The organism is Stenotrophomonas sp. NRRL B-14846, assembly GCF_050473585.1.
GTDB lineage: Bacteria > Pseudomonadota > Gammaproteobacteria > Xanthomonadales > Xanthomonadaceae > Stenotrophomonas.
The window spans coordinates 826,808-840,544 of record NZ_JBFLUN010000022.1; the positions used below are offsets into that span (position 1 = coordinate 826,808).

16 protein-coding genes are annotated in these 13,737 nt (G+C 66.2%); 13 read left to right on the forward strand and 3 right to left on the reverse strand.

The window, feature by feature from the left end; genetic code table 11:
• The first annotated feature begins 90 nt into the window (after positions 1–90).
• Genes eno through truD form a run of 5 tightly spaced genes read left to right on the forward strand, consistent with a single transcriptional unit; the run spans position 91 to position 3,996 of the window.
• Positions 91–1,383, forward strand: coding sequence for a phosphopyruvate hydratase (gene eno, locus AB1281_RS06005; protein WP_014036739.1), 1,293 nt, complete (start codon positions 91–93; stop codon positions 1,381–1,383).
• Positions 1,384–1,387: 4 nt separating this feature from the next.
• Entirely contained in the window at positions 1,388–1,741 is a 354-nt protein-coding gene (ftsB, locus tag AB1281_RS06010) for a cell division protein FtsB (protein WP_049445679.1), read from the forward strand.
• Positions 1,738–2,436 (forward strand): 2-C-methyl-D-erythritol 4-phosphate cytidylyltransferase, encoded by a 699-nt coding sequence (ispD, locus tag AB1281_RS06015; protein WP_075674799.1) that lies wholly within the window; start codon positions 1,738–1,740, stop codon positions 2,434–2,436. The genes ftsB and ispD overlap by 4 nt, the downstream gene beginning before the upstream one ends.
• Positions 2,437–2,470: 34 nt before the next feature.
• Positions 2,471–2,968, forward strand: a complete 498-nt coding sequence (gene ispF, locus AB1281_RS06020; RefSeq protein ID WP_430345300.1) for a 2-C-methyl-D-erythritol 2,4-cyclodiphosphate synthase — start codon at positions 2,471–2,473, stop codon at positions 2,966–2,968.
• Positions 2,965–3,996 (forward strand): tRNA pseudouridine(13) synthase TruD, encoded by a 1,032-nt coding sequence (gene truD, locus AB1281_RS06025; RefSeq protein WP_430345301.1) that lies wholly within the window; start codon positions 2,965–2,967, stop codon positions 3,994–3,996. The genes ispF and truD overlap by 4 nt, the downstream gene beginning before the upstream one ends.
• A 68-nt stretch (positions 3,997–4,064) precedes the next feature.
• Here the strand turns inward: truD and AB1281_RS06030 are convergent, their stop codons facing one another.
• Complete coding sequence (locus AB1281_RS06030; RefSeq protein WP_014036743.1) at positions 4,065–4,604, reverse strand: Smr/MutS family protein; 540 nt, start codon at positions 4,602–4,604, stop codon at positions 4,065–4,067.
• Between the two features lie 209 nt (positions 4,605–4,813).
• Between AB1281_RS06030 and surE the strand changes: the two genes are divergently transcribed.
• From surE to AB1281_RS06055, 5 genes are all read left to right on the forward strand, one after another.
• Positions 4,814–5,593, forward strand: a complete 780-nt coding sequence (gene surE / locus AB1281_RS06035) for a 5'/3'-nucleotidase SurE (protein WP_014036744.1) — start codon at positions 4,814–4,816, stop codon at positions 5,591–5,593.
• Entirely contained in the window at positions 5,590–6,267 is a 678-nt protein-coding gene (locus tag AB1281_RS06040) for a protein-L-isoaspartate(D-aspartate) O-methyltransferase (protein WP_075674795.1), read from the forward strand. The genes surE and AB1281_RS06040 overlap by 4 nt, the downstream gene beginning before the upstream one ends.
• Before the next feature lie 18 nt (positions 6,268–6,285).
• Complete coding sequence (locus AB1281_RS06045) at positions 6,286–6,900, forward strand: YqaA family protein (protein WP_075674794.1); 615 nt, start codon at positions 6,286–6,288, stop codon at positions 6,898–6,900.
• Positions 6,897–7,682 (forward strand): peptidoglycan DD-metalloendopeptidase family protein, encoded by a 786-nt coding sequence (locus AB1281_RS06050; RefSeq protein ID WP_014036747.1) that lies wholly within the window; start codon positions 6,897–6,899, stop codon positions 7,680–7,682. Before AB1281_RS06045 ends, AB1281_RS06050 begins: the two co-directional genes overlap by 4 nt.
• Positions 7,683–7,862: 180 nt before the next feature.
• Positions 7,863–8,351, forward strand: coding sequence for a hypothetical protein (locus AB1281_RS06055; protein WP_430345302.1), 489 nt, complete (start codon positions 7,863–7,865; stop codon positions 8,349–8,351).
• Positions 8,352–8,378: 27 nt separating this feature from the next.
• Here AB1281_RS06055 and AB1281_RS06060 read toward each other — a convergent pair whose 3' ends face one another.
• Together AB1281_RS06060 and yhbY are read right to left on the reverse strand one after the other, a co-directional pair.
• The gene (locus AB1281_RS06060) at positions 8,379–8,753 is read right to left on the reverse strand and encodes an Mth938-like domain-containing protein (protein WP_430345303.1); all 375 of its coding nucleotides are present in this window, start codon (positions 8,751–8,753) and stop codon (positions 8,379–8,381) included.
• Positions 8,754–8,766: 13 nt separating this feature from the next.
• Positions 8,767–9,072 (reverse strand): ribosome assembly RNA-binding protein YhbY, encoded by a 306-nt coding sequence (gene yhbY, locus AB1281_RS06065; RefSeq protein WP_004152868.1) that lies wholly within the window; start codon positions 9,070–9,072, stop codon positions 8,767–8,769.
• 65 nt (positions 9,073–9,137) lie between these two features.
• Here yhbY and rlmE point away from each other — a divergent pair, with 65 nt between their 5' ends.
• The 3 genes from rlmE (at position 9,138) to AB1281_RS06080 (ending at position 13,712) form a co-directional block, all read left to right on the forward strand.
• Positions 9,138–9,770, forward strand: coding sequence for a 23S rRNA (uridine(2552)-2'-O)-methyltransferase RlmE (rlmE, locus tag AB1281_RS06070; protein WP_005409014.1), 633 nt, complete (start codon positions 9,138–9,140; stop codon positions 9,768–9,770).
• A gap of 69 nt (positions 9,771–9,839) precedes the next feature.
• A complete protein-coding gene (gene ftsH / locus AB1281_RS06075) occupies positions 9,840–11,774 on the forward strand; it encodes an ATP-dependent zinc metalloprotease FtsH (RefSeq protein ID WP_014036751.1) in 1,935 nt (644 codons plus the stop codon).
• Between the two features lie 183 nt (positions 11,775–11,957).
• Positions 11,958–13,712, forward strand: a complete 1,755-nt coding sequence (locus AB1281_RS06080) for an alkaline phosphatase family protein (RefSeq protein ID WP_430345304.1) — start codon at positions 11,958–11,960, stop codon at positions 13,710–13,712.
• The last annotated feature ends 25 nt before the right edge of the window (positions 13,713–13,737 follow it).

The window sequence follows — 13,737 nt, forward strand, 5'->3', positions numbered from 1 at the left end:
CCAGGCCATTTGGCAAGTGGCGGGCAGCCGGGGATAATCACGCGGCATTCGTTTTGTCGCCCCCTCTCCATACAGGTAACCGGCCCGACCATGAGTACGATCCGCAGCATCCACGCCCGTGAAATCCTCGACAGCCGTGGCAACCCCACGCTGGAAGCCGAAGTCATCCTGGAGGACGGTTCGTTCGGTCGTGCCGCGGTTCCCTCCGGCGCCTCGACCGGCACCAAGGAAGCGGTCGAGCTGCGTGACGGCGACAAGACCCGTTACCTGGGCAAGGGCGTGCGCAAGGCTGTCGACAACGTCAACACCACCATCGCCAATGCGCTGAAGGGCTTCGAAGCCACTGACCAGGCTGGCCTCGACCGTCGCCTGATCGACCTCGACGGCACCGAGAACAAGGGCCGCCTGGGCGCCAACGCGCTGCTGGGTGTTTCGATGGCCGCCGCGCACGCCGCCGCTGCATCGAACAAGCAGGCGCTGTGGCAGTACCTGGCTGCCAAGACCGGCGTGACCCCGTCGCTGCCGGTGCCGATGATGAACATCATCAACGGCGGCGCGCATGCCGACAACAACGTCGACTTCCAGGAGTTCATGGTGCTGCCGGTGGGCTTCACCTCGTTCTCCGAAGCGCTGCGCGCCGGTACCGAAATCTTCCATTCGCTGAAGTCGGTGCTGAAGGGCCACGGCCTGAGCACGGCGGTGGGCGACGAAGGTGGCTTCGCGCCGGACTTCCGCAGCAACGTCGAAGCACTCGACACCATCCTCGAAGCGATCGGCAAGGCCGGCTACACCGCCGGTGAAGACGTGCTGCTGGGCCTGGACGTGGCCTCCAGCGAATTCTTCGAGAACGGCAAGTACAACCTGGTCGGCGAGAACAAGCGCCTGACCTCCGAGCAGTTCGTCGACTTCCTCGCCGACTGGGCCGCGCAGTACCCGATCATCACGATTGAAGATGGCCTGGCCGAGAACGACTGGGCTGGCTGGAAGCTGCTGACCGACCGCATCGGCAAGAAGGTGCAGCTGGTCGGCGACGACCTGTTCGTGACCAACCCGAAGATCTTCCAGGAAGGCATCGACTCGGGCACCGCCAACGCGATCCTGATCAAGGTCAACCAGATCGGCACCCTCAGCGAAACCCTGGAAGCGATCGCCATGGCCGATCGCGCTGGCTACGCTGCCGTGGTCTCGCACCGTTCGGGCGAAACCGAAGACACCACCATCGCCGACATCGCGGTGGCCACCACCGCCACCCAGATCAAGACCGGCTCGCTGTGCCGCAGCGATCGCGTGGCCAAGTACAACCAGCTGCTGCGCATCGAGGAAGCCCTCGGTGCCGGCGCGCGTTACGCCGGTCGTGACGCGTTCGTTTCGCTGAAGCGCTGAGCCGATGCGCGACTGGCGCTGGATGCTGCTGGTGCTGGCCCTGTTGCTGGGCTGGCTGCAGTACCGCTTCTGGTTCGGTCCGGGCAATTCGGGCGAAGTGATGATGCTCGAAGCCCAGGTCGCCAACCAGGAGCGGGACAATGAGGGTCTGCAGCAGCGCAACGACGCGCTGGCTGCCGAAGTGAAGGACCTCAAGGAAGGCCAGTCCGCCATCGAGGAGCGCGCGCGCAGCGAGCTGGGCATGATCAAGCCCGGCGAGAAGTTCTACCGCGTGGTCGAGGATGCGCCGGTCCGCCCGGCGCAGCCCGCGGCAGGCGTCAACGCCCAGGCTGGCGAACACCCGGCGGACGTGCCATGAGCGCGGCGATCTGGGTGGTGGTTCCGGCCGCGGGCCGTGGCGCCCGCTTCGGCGCGCCGCTGCCCAAGCAGTACCTGCAGGCGGGCGGGCAGATCCTGCTCGCCCACACCCTGGACGCGCTGCTGGCGCATCCGGCCGTGGCCGGGGCGATGGTAGTGATCGGCCAGGACGATGCCGACTGGCCGGGTTGGAATGAGTGGGCCGGCAAACCGGTACTGACCTGCATCGGCGGCGCGACCCGTGCCGCTTCGGTGCTCGCTGGGCTGCAGGCGCTGCCGGACTCGGTGCGCGCCGATGAATTCGTGCTGGTCCACGATGCCGCCCGGCCGAACCTGTCCCTGGTCGATCTCAGTCGCCTGCTTGAAGTCGGCCGTGCCGATCCGGTCGGGGCGATCCTGGCCGCACCGGTGCGCGACACCCTCAAGCGTGCCGGAGACGATGGTGGCATCGACGGCACCGAGCCGCGCGAGCGCCTGTGGCGTGCACTGACACCGCAGCTGTTCCGCCGTCATCAGCTCAGCCGCGCGCTGTCCGAAGCCGCCGCTGCTGGTATTGAAGTCACCGATGAGGCCATGGCCATGGAGCGCCAGGGCCAGCGCCCGCTGCTGGTCGAGGGCAGCGAGGACAACTTCAAGGTCACCACCCCGGCCGATCTGGACCGGTTCGAATTCGTACTTTCCCGCCGCGCCGGTTGATTGCCCGCGCGGCCCTGTAGCAAGGGTTGCATCCATGAGCACCGCACCGTTCCCGCCCGTCCGCATCGGCCAGGGCTACGACGTCCATGCCTTCGGTGAAGGCGACCACATCATGCTTGGCGGAGTGAACGTGCCGCACAGCTGCGGCGTGCTCGCACACAGCGACGGCGACGTGATCCTGCATGCCCTGTGCGATGCCATGCTCGGCGCGCTGGCGCTGGGTGACATCGGCCAGCATTTCCCGCCCAGTGACGACCGCTGGAAGGGCGCCGACAGCAGTGATTTCGTGCGCCACTGTGACAGTCTGCTGCGTGAGCGCGGCTGGCGCGTCGGCAACACCGACATCACCGTGATCTGCGAGCGGCCAAAGGTCGGCCCGCATGCGCTGGCCATGCGCGAGCGCATCGGCGGGCTGCTGCAGTTGCCGCTGGACGCGGTCAGCGTCAAGGCCACCACCTCGGAGAAGCTGGGCTTCACCGGCCGCGGTGAAGGCATCGCCGCGCAGGCGGTCGTGTTGCTGGTGGTGGCATGATTCCGCTGCCGTTGGCGTTTGGTGCGCCGTTGTTGACGGCGCGTATCCGCACCACGCCGGACGATTTCCAGGTGGATGAACTGCCGGCGTTCGAGGCCACCGGTGAAGGCGAGCACCTGCTCCTGCACATCCGCAAGCGTGGCGCCAACACCGTGCATGTGGCCAAGCTGCTGGCCACGTGGGCGGGCCTGCCGGAAATGGCGGTGAGCTACGCCGGCATGAAGGATCGCCACGCGGTCACCACCCAGCGTTTCAGCGTGCACCTGCCAAAGCGCATCGCGCCGGACCTGGCCGGGTTGGCCAGTGACGAGATCGAGGTGCTCGAAGCGACCTGGCACAACCGCAAGCTGCAGCGCGGCGCACTGGCCGGCAACCGCTTCAAGCTGGTGCTGCGCGAGGTGCAGGGGGATGCCGCCGCGATCAGCGAGCGCCTGCAGCAGATTGCCGCGCGCGGCCTGCCGAACTGGTTTGGTGAACAGCGTTTCGGTCGCGACGGTGGCAACGTACCGGCCGCACTGGCGATGTTCGGTGGCCGTCGCATGCGCAAGGACCAGCGTTCGCTGCTGCTCTCTGCAGCCCGTTCGGCGCTGTTCAACCGCGTGCTGGCCGCGCGCGTGGAGCAGGGCAACTGGGACCAGCCGCTCGATGGCGAAGTCTGGATGCTCGATGGCAGTCGCAGCGTGTTCGGCCCCGAGCCGTACACCGATGTGCTGGCCGAGCGGCTGGCGCGTTTCGACATCCATCCCAGCGCGCCGCTGTGGGGCGAAGGCGAGCTGCGCAGCACCGACACGGCACGTGAGCTGGAGCTGGCCGCGCTGGACGACGACGAGTCGAAGGCACTGCGGGCCGGCCTGGAAGACGCGCGGCTGAAGCAGGAGCGCCGCGCGTTGCGCCTGCGCCCGGCGCTGCTGCAGCACCAGTGGCTGGCCGACGACGTTCTGGAACTGTCGTTCGCGCTGCCGCCAGGCTGCTACGCCACCGCCGTGCTGCACGAACTCGGCCCGGTCGAGGACGCCTCGCAGGCCTGACGGAAAAGGGGACGGAGGGAATTAAGTCGTTTGTGGCACAAACGACTTAATTCCCTCCGTCCCCTTTTTCAACGCCGTGCCAGAAGCACCAGTACCGCGCCGGTGCCACCTTGCCCGGTCGGTGCCGAATGGAATGCCAGCACGTCGTTGCGCAGCCGCAGCAGGCGATCGACCAGGTTCTTCAGCACCGGCGCACCGCCATCGGACTGCAGGCCCTTGCCGTGGATGATGCGCACGCAGCCGTACTCGTGTGCATGCGCTTCCAGCAGGAACTGGCGCAGCAGGGCTTCGGCCTGCGCGGCGGTGGCGCCGTGCAGATCCAGTTCGTCCTGCACCGAGTACTGGCCGCGCTTGAGGCGCTGGAACAGGCGTGGTGGCAGGTTGTCGCGGCGATAGCTGGCCACGTCGCCGGCTTCCAGTGGCGTACTGTCGCGCAGCAGCCGGGCGAACTCGCCGGCCGCTTCAGCCTCGTCACGTTCGGCCATGCGTGCACGCGGTTTCGGCCGGGGCGCGGCAGGTGCCGGCTCGGCATCCTTGCGCAGCGGCGTCACTTCGCCGATGGCCGCACGGAACAATGCGGCCGGATCTTCGTCTTCAGGGTGCGACATGCGCACAGGGTAAACCGCCGGCGCAGGTCTGCCTATGACGGTTCGATGTCGGCCGTGACCGCCGACAGGGTAGGACCGGCGGCTCGCATGCGGCACAATAGACGATGCCCTTGCAGGGTCGACCGCTTCCGCAGGGGAGCGCGACGGTCCCGCCCACACTGCACGGTGATGGAATCGAATTCTTGGAAAATCAAGCGGTTAAATCGAAGATGCGAATCCTGGTCAGCAATGACGATGGTGTCGACGCCGCAGGCATCCGGATGCTTGCCTCGGTCCTGCGCGAGGCCGGTCACGAAGTCACGGTGGTTGCGCCCGACCGCGATCGCTCCGGCGCCAGCAACTCGCTGACCCTGGACCTGCCGATCCGGCTCAAGCGCATCGACCATTACACCGTCTCGGTGGCCGGTACACCCACCGACTGCGTGCACCTGGCGCTGACCGGCCTGCTTGAATTCGAGCCTGACATTGTCGTGTCCGGCATCAACAACGCTGCCAATCTCGGCGACGACGTGATCTATTCCGGCACCGTCTCGGCGGCGATGGAAGGTCGCTTCCTCGGCCTGCCGGCCGTGGCGGTCTCGCTGGTCAGCCGCAACCACGATCCGAAGCACTTCGAGACCGCCGCGCGTGCCGCGGTGGAGATCGTCGCCCGGCTCAAGGCCGATCCGCTGCCGGCCGACACCATCCTCAACGTCAACGTGCCGGACCTGCCGTGGGGCGAGGTGAAGGGCTTCGAGGTCACCCGCCTCGGCAACCGCCATCGTGCCGAGGGCTGCATCGCGCAGAAGGATCCGCGCGGCAACGAGGTGTACTGGATCGGCCCGGCCGGCCGTGAGCAGGACTCCGGTCCCGGTACCGATTTCCACGCGGTGCGCACCGGCCACATCTCGATCACCCCGATCCAGGTCGACCTCACCCGCTACCAGGCGCTGGAGAAGGTCGCCAGCTGGGTGGGCGGCCTCAGCGCCGCGCTGGACCAGCCGGCATGAGTCCACGCCTGCGATTGCAGCCGGAAGCCGTCGGTATCGGCATGACCTCGCAACGCGTGCGTGATCGTCTGGTCGACCGCCTGCGTGAAGTCGGCATCGTCGACGAATCCACCTTGAACGCGATCCGGGTGGTGCCGCGCCATCTGTTCATCGATGAAGCGCTGGCCTCGCGTGCCTATGAGGACACCGCGCTGCCGATCGGCCATGGCCAGACCATCTCGCAGCCCTGGGTGGTCGCGCGGATGACCGAGGCGGTCCTCCAGGTCGCGCCGAAGCGCGTGCTGGAAGTCGGCACCGGGTCCGGCTACCAGGCCGCCATCCTCGGCGCACTGGGCCTGGAGGTCTACACCGTGGAGCGCATCGGCGACCTGCTGCGGCAGGCACGCAAGCGCTTCCGCGCACTGGGCATGAACATCCGCACCAAGCATGACGACGGCCGCGCCGGCTGGGCCGAGCACGGCCCGTTCGATGCCATCGTGGTCACCGCCGCGGCGCCGGCACTGGTCGATGAACTGGTCGGGCAGCTGGCCGAAGGCGGGCGCCTGGTGGCACCGGTCGGTGGCCCGGGCGGGCAGTCGCTGGTGCAGCTGGACCGCAAGCCCGATGGCAGCATCGAACAACGCGTGCTGGCGCCGGTCACGTTCGTGCCGCTGCTGTCTGGCATGCTCGACTAATCCACGGAGCAGGGTTGCATGAAGATTTTCGGGCCGCTGTACGAGCGGGCGATGAAGTGGGCGGCGCACGAACGCGCGCCGACCTACCTGACGGTGTTGAGCTTCTTCGAGGCGATCATCTTCCCGGTGATGCCGGAGGTGATGCTGGCACCGATGTGCGTGGCCCAGCCCAAGCGAGGCTGGTGGTTTGCCACCCTCAGCCTGGCCGGCTCGATGGTCGGTGCGCTGGTCGGCTACGCGCTGGGTCACTACGCCTTCGAGGCGATCAAGCCGCTGTTCGAAGCGCTGGGCATGCTGCCGGCGATCGAGCAGGGCATCACCACCGTGCAGGCGAAGATGGTCGAGTCGCCGTGGGCGGTGTTCACCTTCCTGGTGCTGGGCGGCTTCATGCCCATCCCGATGAAGGTCTTCACGTGGGCATCGGGTATCGTCGGTGTACCGATGCCGCAGTACCTGTTGAGCATGCTGATCGGTCGTGGCAAGCGCGTGTTCGTGCTGGCTGCGGTCATCCGTATCGGTGGTGCGCGTGCCGAAGCGGCATTGCGTCGCTGGATTGAACCGCTGGGCTGGATCGCCACCGCGCTGGTGGTGGTGCTGATCGCCTGGCTTGTATGGAGGTCGAAGTTCGCATGAGTCCTGATCGTCTGAGCAAGGGAGTGCGCATCGGCGCGCTGGCGTTGCTGGTTTCCACCCTGGCCGCCTGCGGCACCGCCACCGTGGTCCGCCCCGGCGGCGGCAGCGCCGGTGGTGGCGTCACCACGCCGAAGACTTCGGTGCCCAAGCCCGGGCAGACCGTGGTGGTGCGCAAGGGTGACACCATCTACGCGCTGGCCCGCATCCATGACATCACGCCGGCCGACCTGATCGCCTGGAACAGCCTGGACAACCCTTCGACCATCCATCCGGGCCAGGTGATCCGGCTGTATCCGGCTGGTGCCAGCGGCGGCCGCGCGCCGACCACGGTGGTCACCCCGCCGCGCTCGGGTGGCAGCAGCGCCGGCAGCACCGCGCCAGCCCCGGCGCCGGTTGGCCCGGTGAAGAGCAACATCGCCTGGCGCTGGCCGGCCGATGGCGCGATCGTCGGCCGCTATGTTGCAGGTGATGCGACCAAGCAGGGCGTGGACATCGCCGGTACCAGCGGCCAGGCCGTCAAGGCCACTGCCAACGGCGTGGTGGTGTACTCCGGTGCCGGCCTGGTCGGCTACGGCGAGCTGATCATCATCAAGCACAGCGACCAGTGGCTGTCGGCCTATGGCCACAACCGCAAGCGCCTGGTGAATGAAGGGCAGAGCGTGAAGGCCGGCGAGCAGATCGCCGAGATGGGCCGCACCGGTGCGAACCGCGACATGGTCCACTTCGAGATTCGCTACAACGGCAAGCCGGTCGACCCGCAGCAGTACCTGCCGGCCCGTTGACGCCGTTGGATCAGGCAGCGCCGGGCCTTGCCCGGCGTTGCTGACCTGTAGCGTCGAGCCATGCTCGACCCGGGTACCGCAGAGATGCGGCCATTTGCGAACGTGTGTGTTGCGGGCCCACCTTCACGGCGTAGGGAATACCCGGCATTCTAGAGCCGACCCATCCGTCCCGGTGCCCCCATGTTCCGCCTTGCTTCCACTCTCGTGCTGCTCATCGTCGCGCCGCTGGCCACCGCGGCCAGCGATCCGCGTGACGTGGTCCCCCGCCTTTACGCCGCAGTCCAGGCACCGGCGTCGAACGAAACGGCCATTCCTTCGCTGCTGGGCGATGCCCTGCGCTCAGCCGTCGATGCGCAGCGCGCTTACGAGCGGGCCTGCGCTGCGCTGGCTGCGCACGACGAGAAGCCGCATATGCTCGACCAGAGCCCTTATCTGCTGGCGCCGGACCGGCCGGAGACGATAACGGTGGGAACGCCCGGATCGAGCGGTGACGCCACCTGGATCCGCGTCGACATGGCGGTGGGTGACTATCACTGGACCGACCGGGTCCTGCTGCAGCGGCAGGGCCCGGACTGGAAGGTCATGGATATCCGCTGGGGGCAGGGCGGCAGCCTGATCGGACGGCTGCAACAGTTTTCGGCCTTCCGCTGCACACCTTCGGGCGGCTAGCGCCGGGACGCGCCCGGCGACCCGAACTCAACCTTCCAGGATGAAGGCGGCCGCGACCTTGCGGCCTTCGCCGGCCAGGATATTGAAGGTGCGTGCGGCGGCCGGATTGTTCATCACTTCCAGGCCGATGCCGCGCGACAGGCAGGCGGCCATCACTACCGCCGGCGGAAACACCTGGCGGTCACCGGTGCCGAGCACGATCAGCGCCGGATTCAGCGCCAGGATGGGTTCCAGGTCCGACAACTGCAGCGCAGCGGCAGCCGCCACCGGCCAGTGCGTGACCAGCTGGTCCGGGGTCAGGAAAAAGCTGCTGCCCAGCACCTGGTCGTTGACCTTGGCCGAGCGGCCATCGGCGGCGCGCAGGCTGTAGGCGTAGTCCGGTGGTTCGTGGTTCAGCTGCATGGCGTCAGGGCGATCAGCCGCGCGGCAGCACGATCTGGCGCTGTTCCTTGCTCGGGCGGTACAGCACGGCGACGTGGCCGATGCGCTGCACCAGCGCGCTCTCGGTGGCTTCGACGATCTCGCCGATCATCACGTCACGGGCGTCGCGATCCTCGGCAGCGACCTTCACCTTGACCAGTTCGTGGCGCTCCAGCACTTCGTTCAGCTCAGCGATGAAGGCCGGGGTCACGCCCTTGCCGCCGGTCTGCAGCAGGGCCTTCAGGTCGTGGGCTTGGCCGCGCAGGAAACGGGTCTGGGAGGCGGTCAGGGCGATGGACATGCAGGAAAACACGGTTGAATGGGGCGATCAGGGTATCATGAGGACCCCATCAGCCCCTATTTTCAATGGCTACCCGCAGCAAAAGCAGCCAGCGCTGGCTCAAGGAACACTTCTCCGACCCCTTCGTGAAGAAGGCGCAGGCCGAAGGCATGCGCTCGCGCGCCGCCTACAAGCTCGAGGAGCTGCTCGAACGTGACCGGTTGCTGAAGCCGCACATGGTGGTGGTCGACCTCGGCGCGGCGCCGGGTGGCTGGTCTCAGCAGGTTCGGAGACAGATTGGCGACACCGGCCGTGTGCTGGCCCTGGACATCCTGGACATGCCGCCACTGGCCGGCGTGGAGTTCCTTCATGGTGACTTCAGGGAAGAAGCCGTCCTATCGCAGTTTGAAGCCATGCTCGGGGATCAGCCGGTAGACCTTGTGCTGTCGGACATGGCCCCCAATAAGAGTGGTGTAGGCGCGGTCGACCAGCCGCGGATGATGCACCTGGCGGAGCTGGCCCTGGATTTTGCCGACAACCACCTGAAGACCGGTGGGGCATTCCTGATCAAGCTGTTCCAGGGCGAGGGCTTTGACGACTACGTGCGCGACATGCGCCGCCGGTACGACAAGGTCTCCATCCGCAAGCCGGAAGCCTCGCGCAAGCGCTCTCCCGAGGTGTATGCCTTGGGTCAGGGAAAACGCGCCCACATGAAGTAAGCTCGCAATGTACGCAAGTTCGACCCCAACGCAACGCCAGCACTGAGAGGAACACCGGAGCCAATGAGGATGAACGACTTGACCAAGAACCTCCTGCTATGGGTGGTCGTCGCCGTCGTGCTGATGGTGGTCTTCCAGAGCTTCTCGCCCAAGACCTCCGGGGCTGGGGCGCAGGGTGCTTCGTACTCGCAGTTCCTGGACCAGGTGGACAGCGGCAACGTGCAGAAGGTCGCCTTCGGCGGCGACATGCGCGGCGGCACCAGCCAGCTGACCTACACCACCCGGGGTGGGCAGTCGTCCACCATCACCGCACCGTTCGATCGTGACCTGATCAACGTGCTGCGCACCAAGAACGTGGAGATCGTGCAGGAGGAGCCGTCCAGCGGCATCTCCCTGGGCGCGATCCTGATGAATTTCCTGCCGGTCATCCTGATCATCGGCTTCTGGTTGTTCATCATGCGCCAGATGCAGGGCGGTGGCGGCGGTGCCAAGGGCGCGATGTCCTTCGGCAAGTCGCGCGCCAAGCTGCAGGGCGAAGACCAGATCAAGGTCACCTTTGCCGACGTCGCCGGTTGTGACGAGGCCAAGGAAGAAGTGGGCGAGCTGGTCGACTTCCTGCGCGATCCCTCCAAGTTCACCAAGCTGGGCGGCAAGATTCCGCGCGGCGTGCTGATGGTGGGCCCGCCGGGTACCGGCAAGACGCTGCTGGCCAAGGCCATTGCCGGCGAAGCCAAGGTGCCGTTCTTCTCGATCTCCGGTTCGGACTTCGTGGAAATGTTCGTCGGCGTCGGCGCCAGCCGCGTGCGCGACATGTTCGAGCAGGCCAAGAAGCACGCCCCCTGCATCATCTTCATCGACGAAATCGACGCCGTCGGTCGCCACCGTGGCGCCGGCCTGGGCGGCGGTCATGACGAGCGCGAGCAGACCCTGAACCAGCTGCTGGTCGAAATGGACGGTTTTGAAGGTGGCGAGGGCGTGATCGTGATCGCCGCGACCAACCGTCCGGACGTGCTGGATCCGGCGCTGCTGCGTCCGGGCCGTTTCGACCGCCAGGTCGTGGTCGGCCTGCCGGACGTGAAGGGCCGCGAGCACATCCTGAAGGTGCACATGCGCAAGCTGCCGCTGGCCGACGACGTCGAGCCGATGGTGATCGCGCGCGGTACCCCGGGCTTCTCCGGTGCGGATCTGGCCAACCTCTGCAACGAGGCCGCCCTGTTCGCCGCGCGTGGCAACGAGAAGGAAGTCCGCATGGACCACTTCGACCGTGCCCGCGACAAGATCCTGATGGGTGCCGAGCGCCGCTCGATGGCCATGAGCGAGGAGGAGAAGACCCTCACCGCCTACCACGAAGCCGGTCACGCCATCGTCGGCCGCCTGGTGCCCGAGCATGACCCGGTCTACAAGGTCACCATCATTCCGCGCGGCCGTGCGCTGGGCGTGACGATGTACCTGCCGGAAGGCGACAAGTACTCGATGAACCGCGTGGCGATCAAGTCGCAGCTGTGCTCGCTGTACGGTGGCCGCGTGGCCGAGGAGCTGATCTTCGGTGCCGACAAGGTCACCACGGGTGCCTCCAACGACATCGAGCGCGCCACCAAGATGGCCCGCAACATGGTCACCAAGTGGGGCCTGTCCGACCAGCTCGGCCCGATCGCCTATGGCGAAGAGGACGACGAGGTGTTCCTGGGCCGTTCGGTCACCCAGCACAAGAGCGTGTCCAACGACACTGCGCGCCGCATTGACGAGGAAGTGCGCAACATCCTCGACGAAGCCTACGCACGCACCACCGAGCTGATGACGGCCAACCTGGACAAGCTGCACGCGATGTCCCAGCTGCTGCTGCAGTACGAGACCATCGATGCGCCGCAGATCGACGCCATCATGGAAGGCCGCGATCCGCCGCCGCCGGCAGGTTGGAACAAGTCGAACAAGGATGGTGGCAACGACAAGGGCGGCGATGCCCGTCCGCTGCCGCCGATCGCAGGTCCGGCCGAGTCGCACTGACGGCCCGCTGCACGTGACACCAGACGAGGCCGGGGCGACCCGGCTTCGTTGCGTTTGCGCCGTCTCCTTAGGCGATAGCGGTCACAGCGAACCGCCTCATCGCTGGCGAAAGTCGTAAACGTCCGATTCCTCGGGCGCGCGGCGTGGTCGAGTATCTGGTGACCGTTTTCACGCCGAGTTCACATGATTTCCCTTCTCCGATGTCTGTTCCTGCTTGCCCTGGCCGCGTTGCCATGGGCAACCAGCGCCGCTCCAAAAGTCCTGCTGGTAGGTATCGATGGGGTCCAGCACCAGCGGGCGAGGGAGCTCCAGCTCCCCGTCCTGACCCAGCTGCCGACTGCGACGGCCTACACGGGCGGCATCGTCGGTACGTCCAGCGAAGTGCCGACGGTCAGCGGCCCGGGCTGGGTAACTGCGCTGACCGGCGTATGGGCCAACAAGCACGGCGTCCATTCCAACGAATCGGGGGCGACCGACGCGCAGTTCCCGAGCGTTTTCAAGCGCCTGCGCGATGCGCGGCCGGACGCCTACATCGCCAGCCTTTCCAGCTGGGGGCCGATCAATACCCAGTATCTGATCCGCGATGTGGCCGCCAACGATCTGAACGTTTCCGATGTGTCCGATGCCGCGACCGTCGTTAGGGCAATCGATACCCTGCGCCGCACCCCTGCGGATCTAGTGTTCGTGCATCTCAGTGATCCTGACAATGTGGCTCATGCCGACGGTTTTGGTGCCTCGTATGACAACGCATTGCGAGTCGCCGATCGGCAGTTGGGGCAGCTGCTCTCCGCAGTCAAGCAGCGTAATCGTACTGACGAGGACTGGCTTGTCCTGGTCACCACGGACCATGGCCGGACCCCGGGCAGCGGTCACGGCCACGGTGGCCAGACGCGGCAGGAGAAGGAGATCTTCATTGCCGCCAACCGGCCGTTGAATACCGAATTCCATACTGTGCTCGCCACTATCGACTCGAGTTTCGGCGGGCTTTACAGTCATGTTTCACAGACGTCGATCGCGCCGACGATCTTGCGCCATATGGGCATCGAACTGCAGGCCGGGTGGCTGCTGGACGGACCCTCGCTGCTGGGCGAACCGGGTGTCCGCAAGCTGATGGGTGCAGGTGAGCGTGCGGGTGAGTTGGGTTGGTCGGGCTCGGGCGACGGCGACGTTCAGGTCTGGCGCAATGGACGCCACCTGGCGCGCGTTTCTTATGCGGACTACCACTGGGTTGATCCAGAACCTGTTGCTGGCACCAATGACTACACCTTGATCCACCACGATTCACCAGTCTCGGTCCGCCAGCAGCAGCAACGCATTGCCAGTGCTTTGGACTGGTCGGCGGAGCGTGCCTTCATCTTCTTCGACAACGGCATGTATGCCCGCTTCGATGTGCCCTCGCGCCGCATCGACAAGGGCTATCCGCAGAAGGTGTCCGACTACACCTGGCCGGGGCTCGCAAAGTACCGTGATCGATTGAAAGCGTCCTTCAGCCACGATGACCGCTATGCCTGGATTTTCCTCAGCGATGGCACGTACCTGAAGTACGACAAGATGCAGGACCGGGTACTGCCGGGCTATCCGATGGTTGTGGATGACGGTAGCTGGCCAGGCCTGGAGCGCCATGTGAAGCGCATCAAGACGGCTGTGCGCTGGAAGGGTGACAAGGCCTTTTTCCTGCTCGACAACGGCTACTACCTCCGTTACGACCTGCGCGAAGACCGCGTGGATCCTGGCTATCCGCTGCCCATCGCCTGGCATTGGGGCGGCATGAGCAGTCACGCCAGGTCCATTGAAGCGGCAATCAAGTGGGACGATGAACTGGTCTATTTTTTCCTCACTCGCAATCGCTATGTGGCTTACAGCATCGAGGCAGATCGGGTCATCGGTCCCGTGCGCACGATAGATGAGGACAGTTGGCCGGGTTTGCTGAAGCCCTGAGGCTGCCAGCCGCAGGAAAGTGGGG

Excerpts from the sequence above, each read along its gene's own strand:
- eno (WP_014036739.1), top strand. The coding sequence starts at position 91 with ATGAGTACGATCCGCAGCATCCACGCCCGTGAAATCCTCGACAGCCGT.
- ftsB (WP_049445679.1), top strand. The coding sequence starts at position 1,388 with ATGCGCGACTGGCGCTGGATGCTGCTGGTGCTGGCCCTGTTGCTGGGC.
- ispD (WP_075674799.1), top strand. The coding sequence starts at position 1,738 with ATGAGCGCGGCGATCTGGGTGGTGGTTCCGGCCGCGGGCCGTGGCGCC.
- ispF (WP_430345300.1), top strand. The coding sequence starts at position 2,471 with ATGAGCACCGCACCGTTCCCGCCCGTCCGCATCGGCCAGGGCTACGAC.
- truD (WP_430345301.1), top strand. The coding sequence starts at position 2,965 with ATGATTCCGCTGCCGTTGGCGTTTGGTGCGCCGTTGTTGACGGCGCGT.
- AB1281_RS06030 (WP_014036743.1), bottom strand. The coding sequence starts at position 4,604 with ATGTCGCACCCTGAAGACGAAGATCCGGCCGCATTGTTCCGTGCGGCC.
- surE (WP_014036744.1), top strand. The coding sequence starts at position 4,814 with ATGCGAATCCTGGTCAGCAATGACGATGGTGTCGACGCCGCAGGCATC.
- AB1281_RS06040 (WP_075674795.1), top strand. The coding sequence starts at position 5,590 with ATGAGTCCACGCCTGCGATTGCAGCCGGAAGCCGTCGGTATCGGCATG.
- AB1281_RS06045 (WP_075674794.1), top strand. The coding sequence starts at position 6,286 with ATGAAGATTTTCGGGCCGCTGTACGAGCGGGCGATGAAGTGGGCGGCG.
- AB1281_RS06050 (WP_014036747.1), top strand. The coding sequence starts at position 6,897 with ATGAGTCCTGATCGTCTGAGCAAGGGAGTGCGCATCGGCGCGCTGGCG.
- AB1281_RS06055 (WP_430345302.1), top strand. The coding sequence starts at position 7,863 with ATGTTCCGCCTTGCTTCCACTCTCGTGCTGCTCATCGTCGCGCCGCTG.
- AB1281_RS06060 (WP_430345303.1), bottom strand. The coding sequence starts at position 8,753 with ATGCAGCTGAACCACGAACCACCGGACTACGCCTACAGCCTGCGCGCC.
- yhbY (WP_004152868.1), bottom strand. The coding sequence starts at position 9,072 with ATGTCCATCGCCCTGACCGCCTCCCAGACCCGTTTCCTGCGCGGCCAA.
- rlmE (WP_005409014.1), top strand. The coding sequence starts at position 9,138 with ATGGCTACCCGCAGCAAAAGCAGCCAGCGCTGGCTCAAGGAACACTTC.
- ftsH (WP_014036751.1), top strand. The coding sequence starts at position 9,840 with ATGAACGACTTGACCAAGAACCTCCTGCTATGGGTGGTCGTCGCCGTC.
- AB1281_RS06080 (WP_430345304.1), top strand. The coding sequence starts at position 11,958 with ATGATTTCCCTTCTCCGATGTCTGTTCCTGCTTGCCCTGGCCGCGTTG.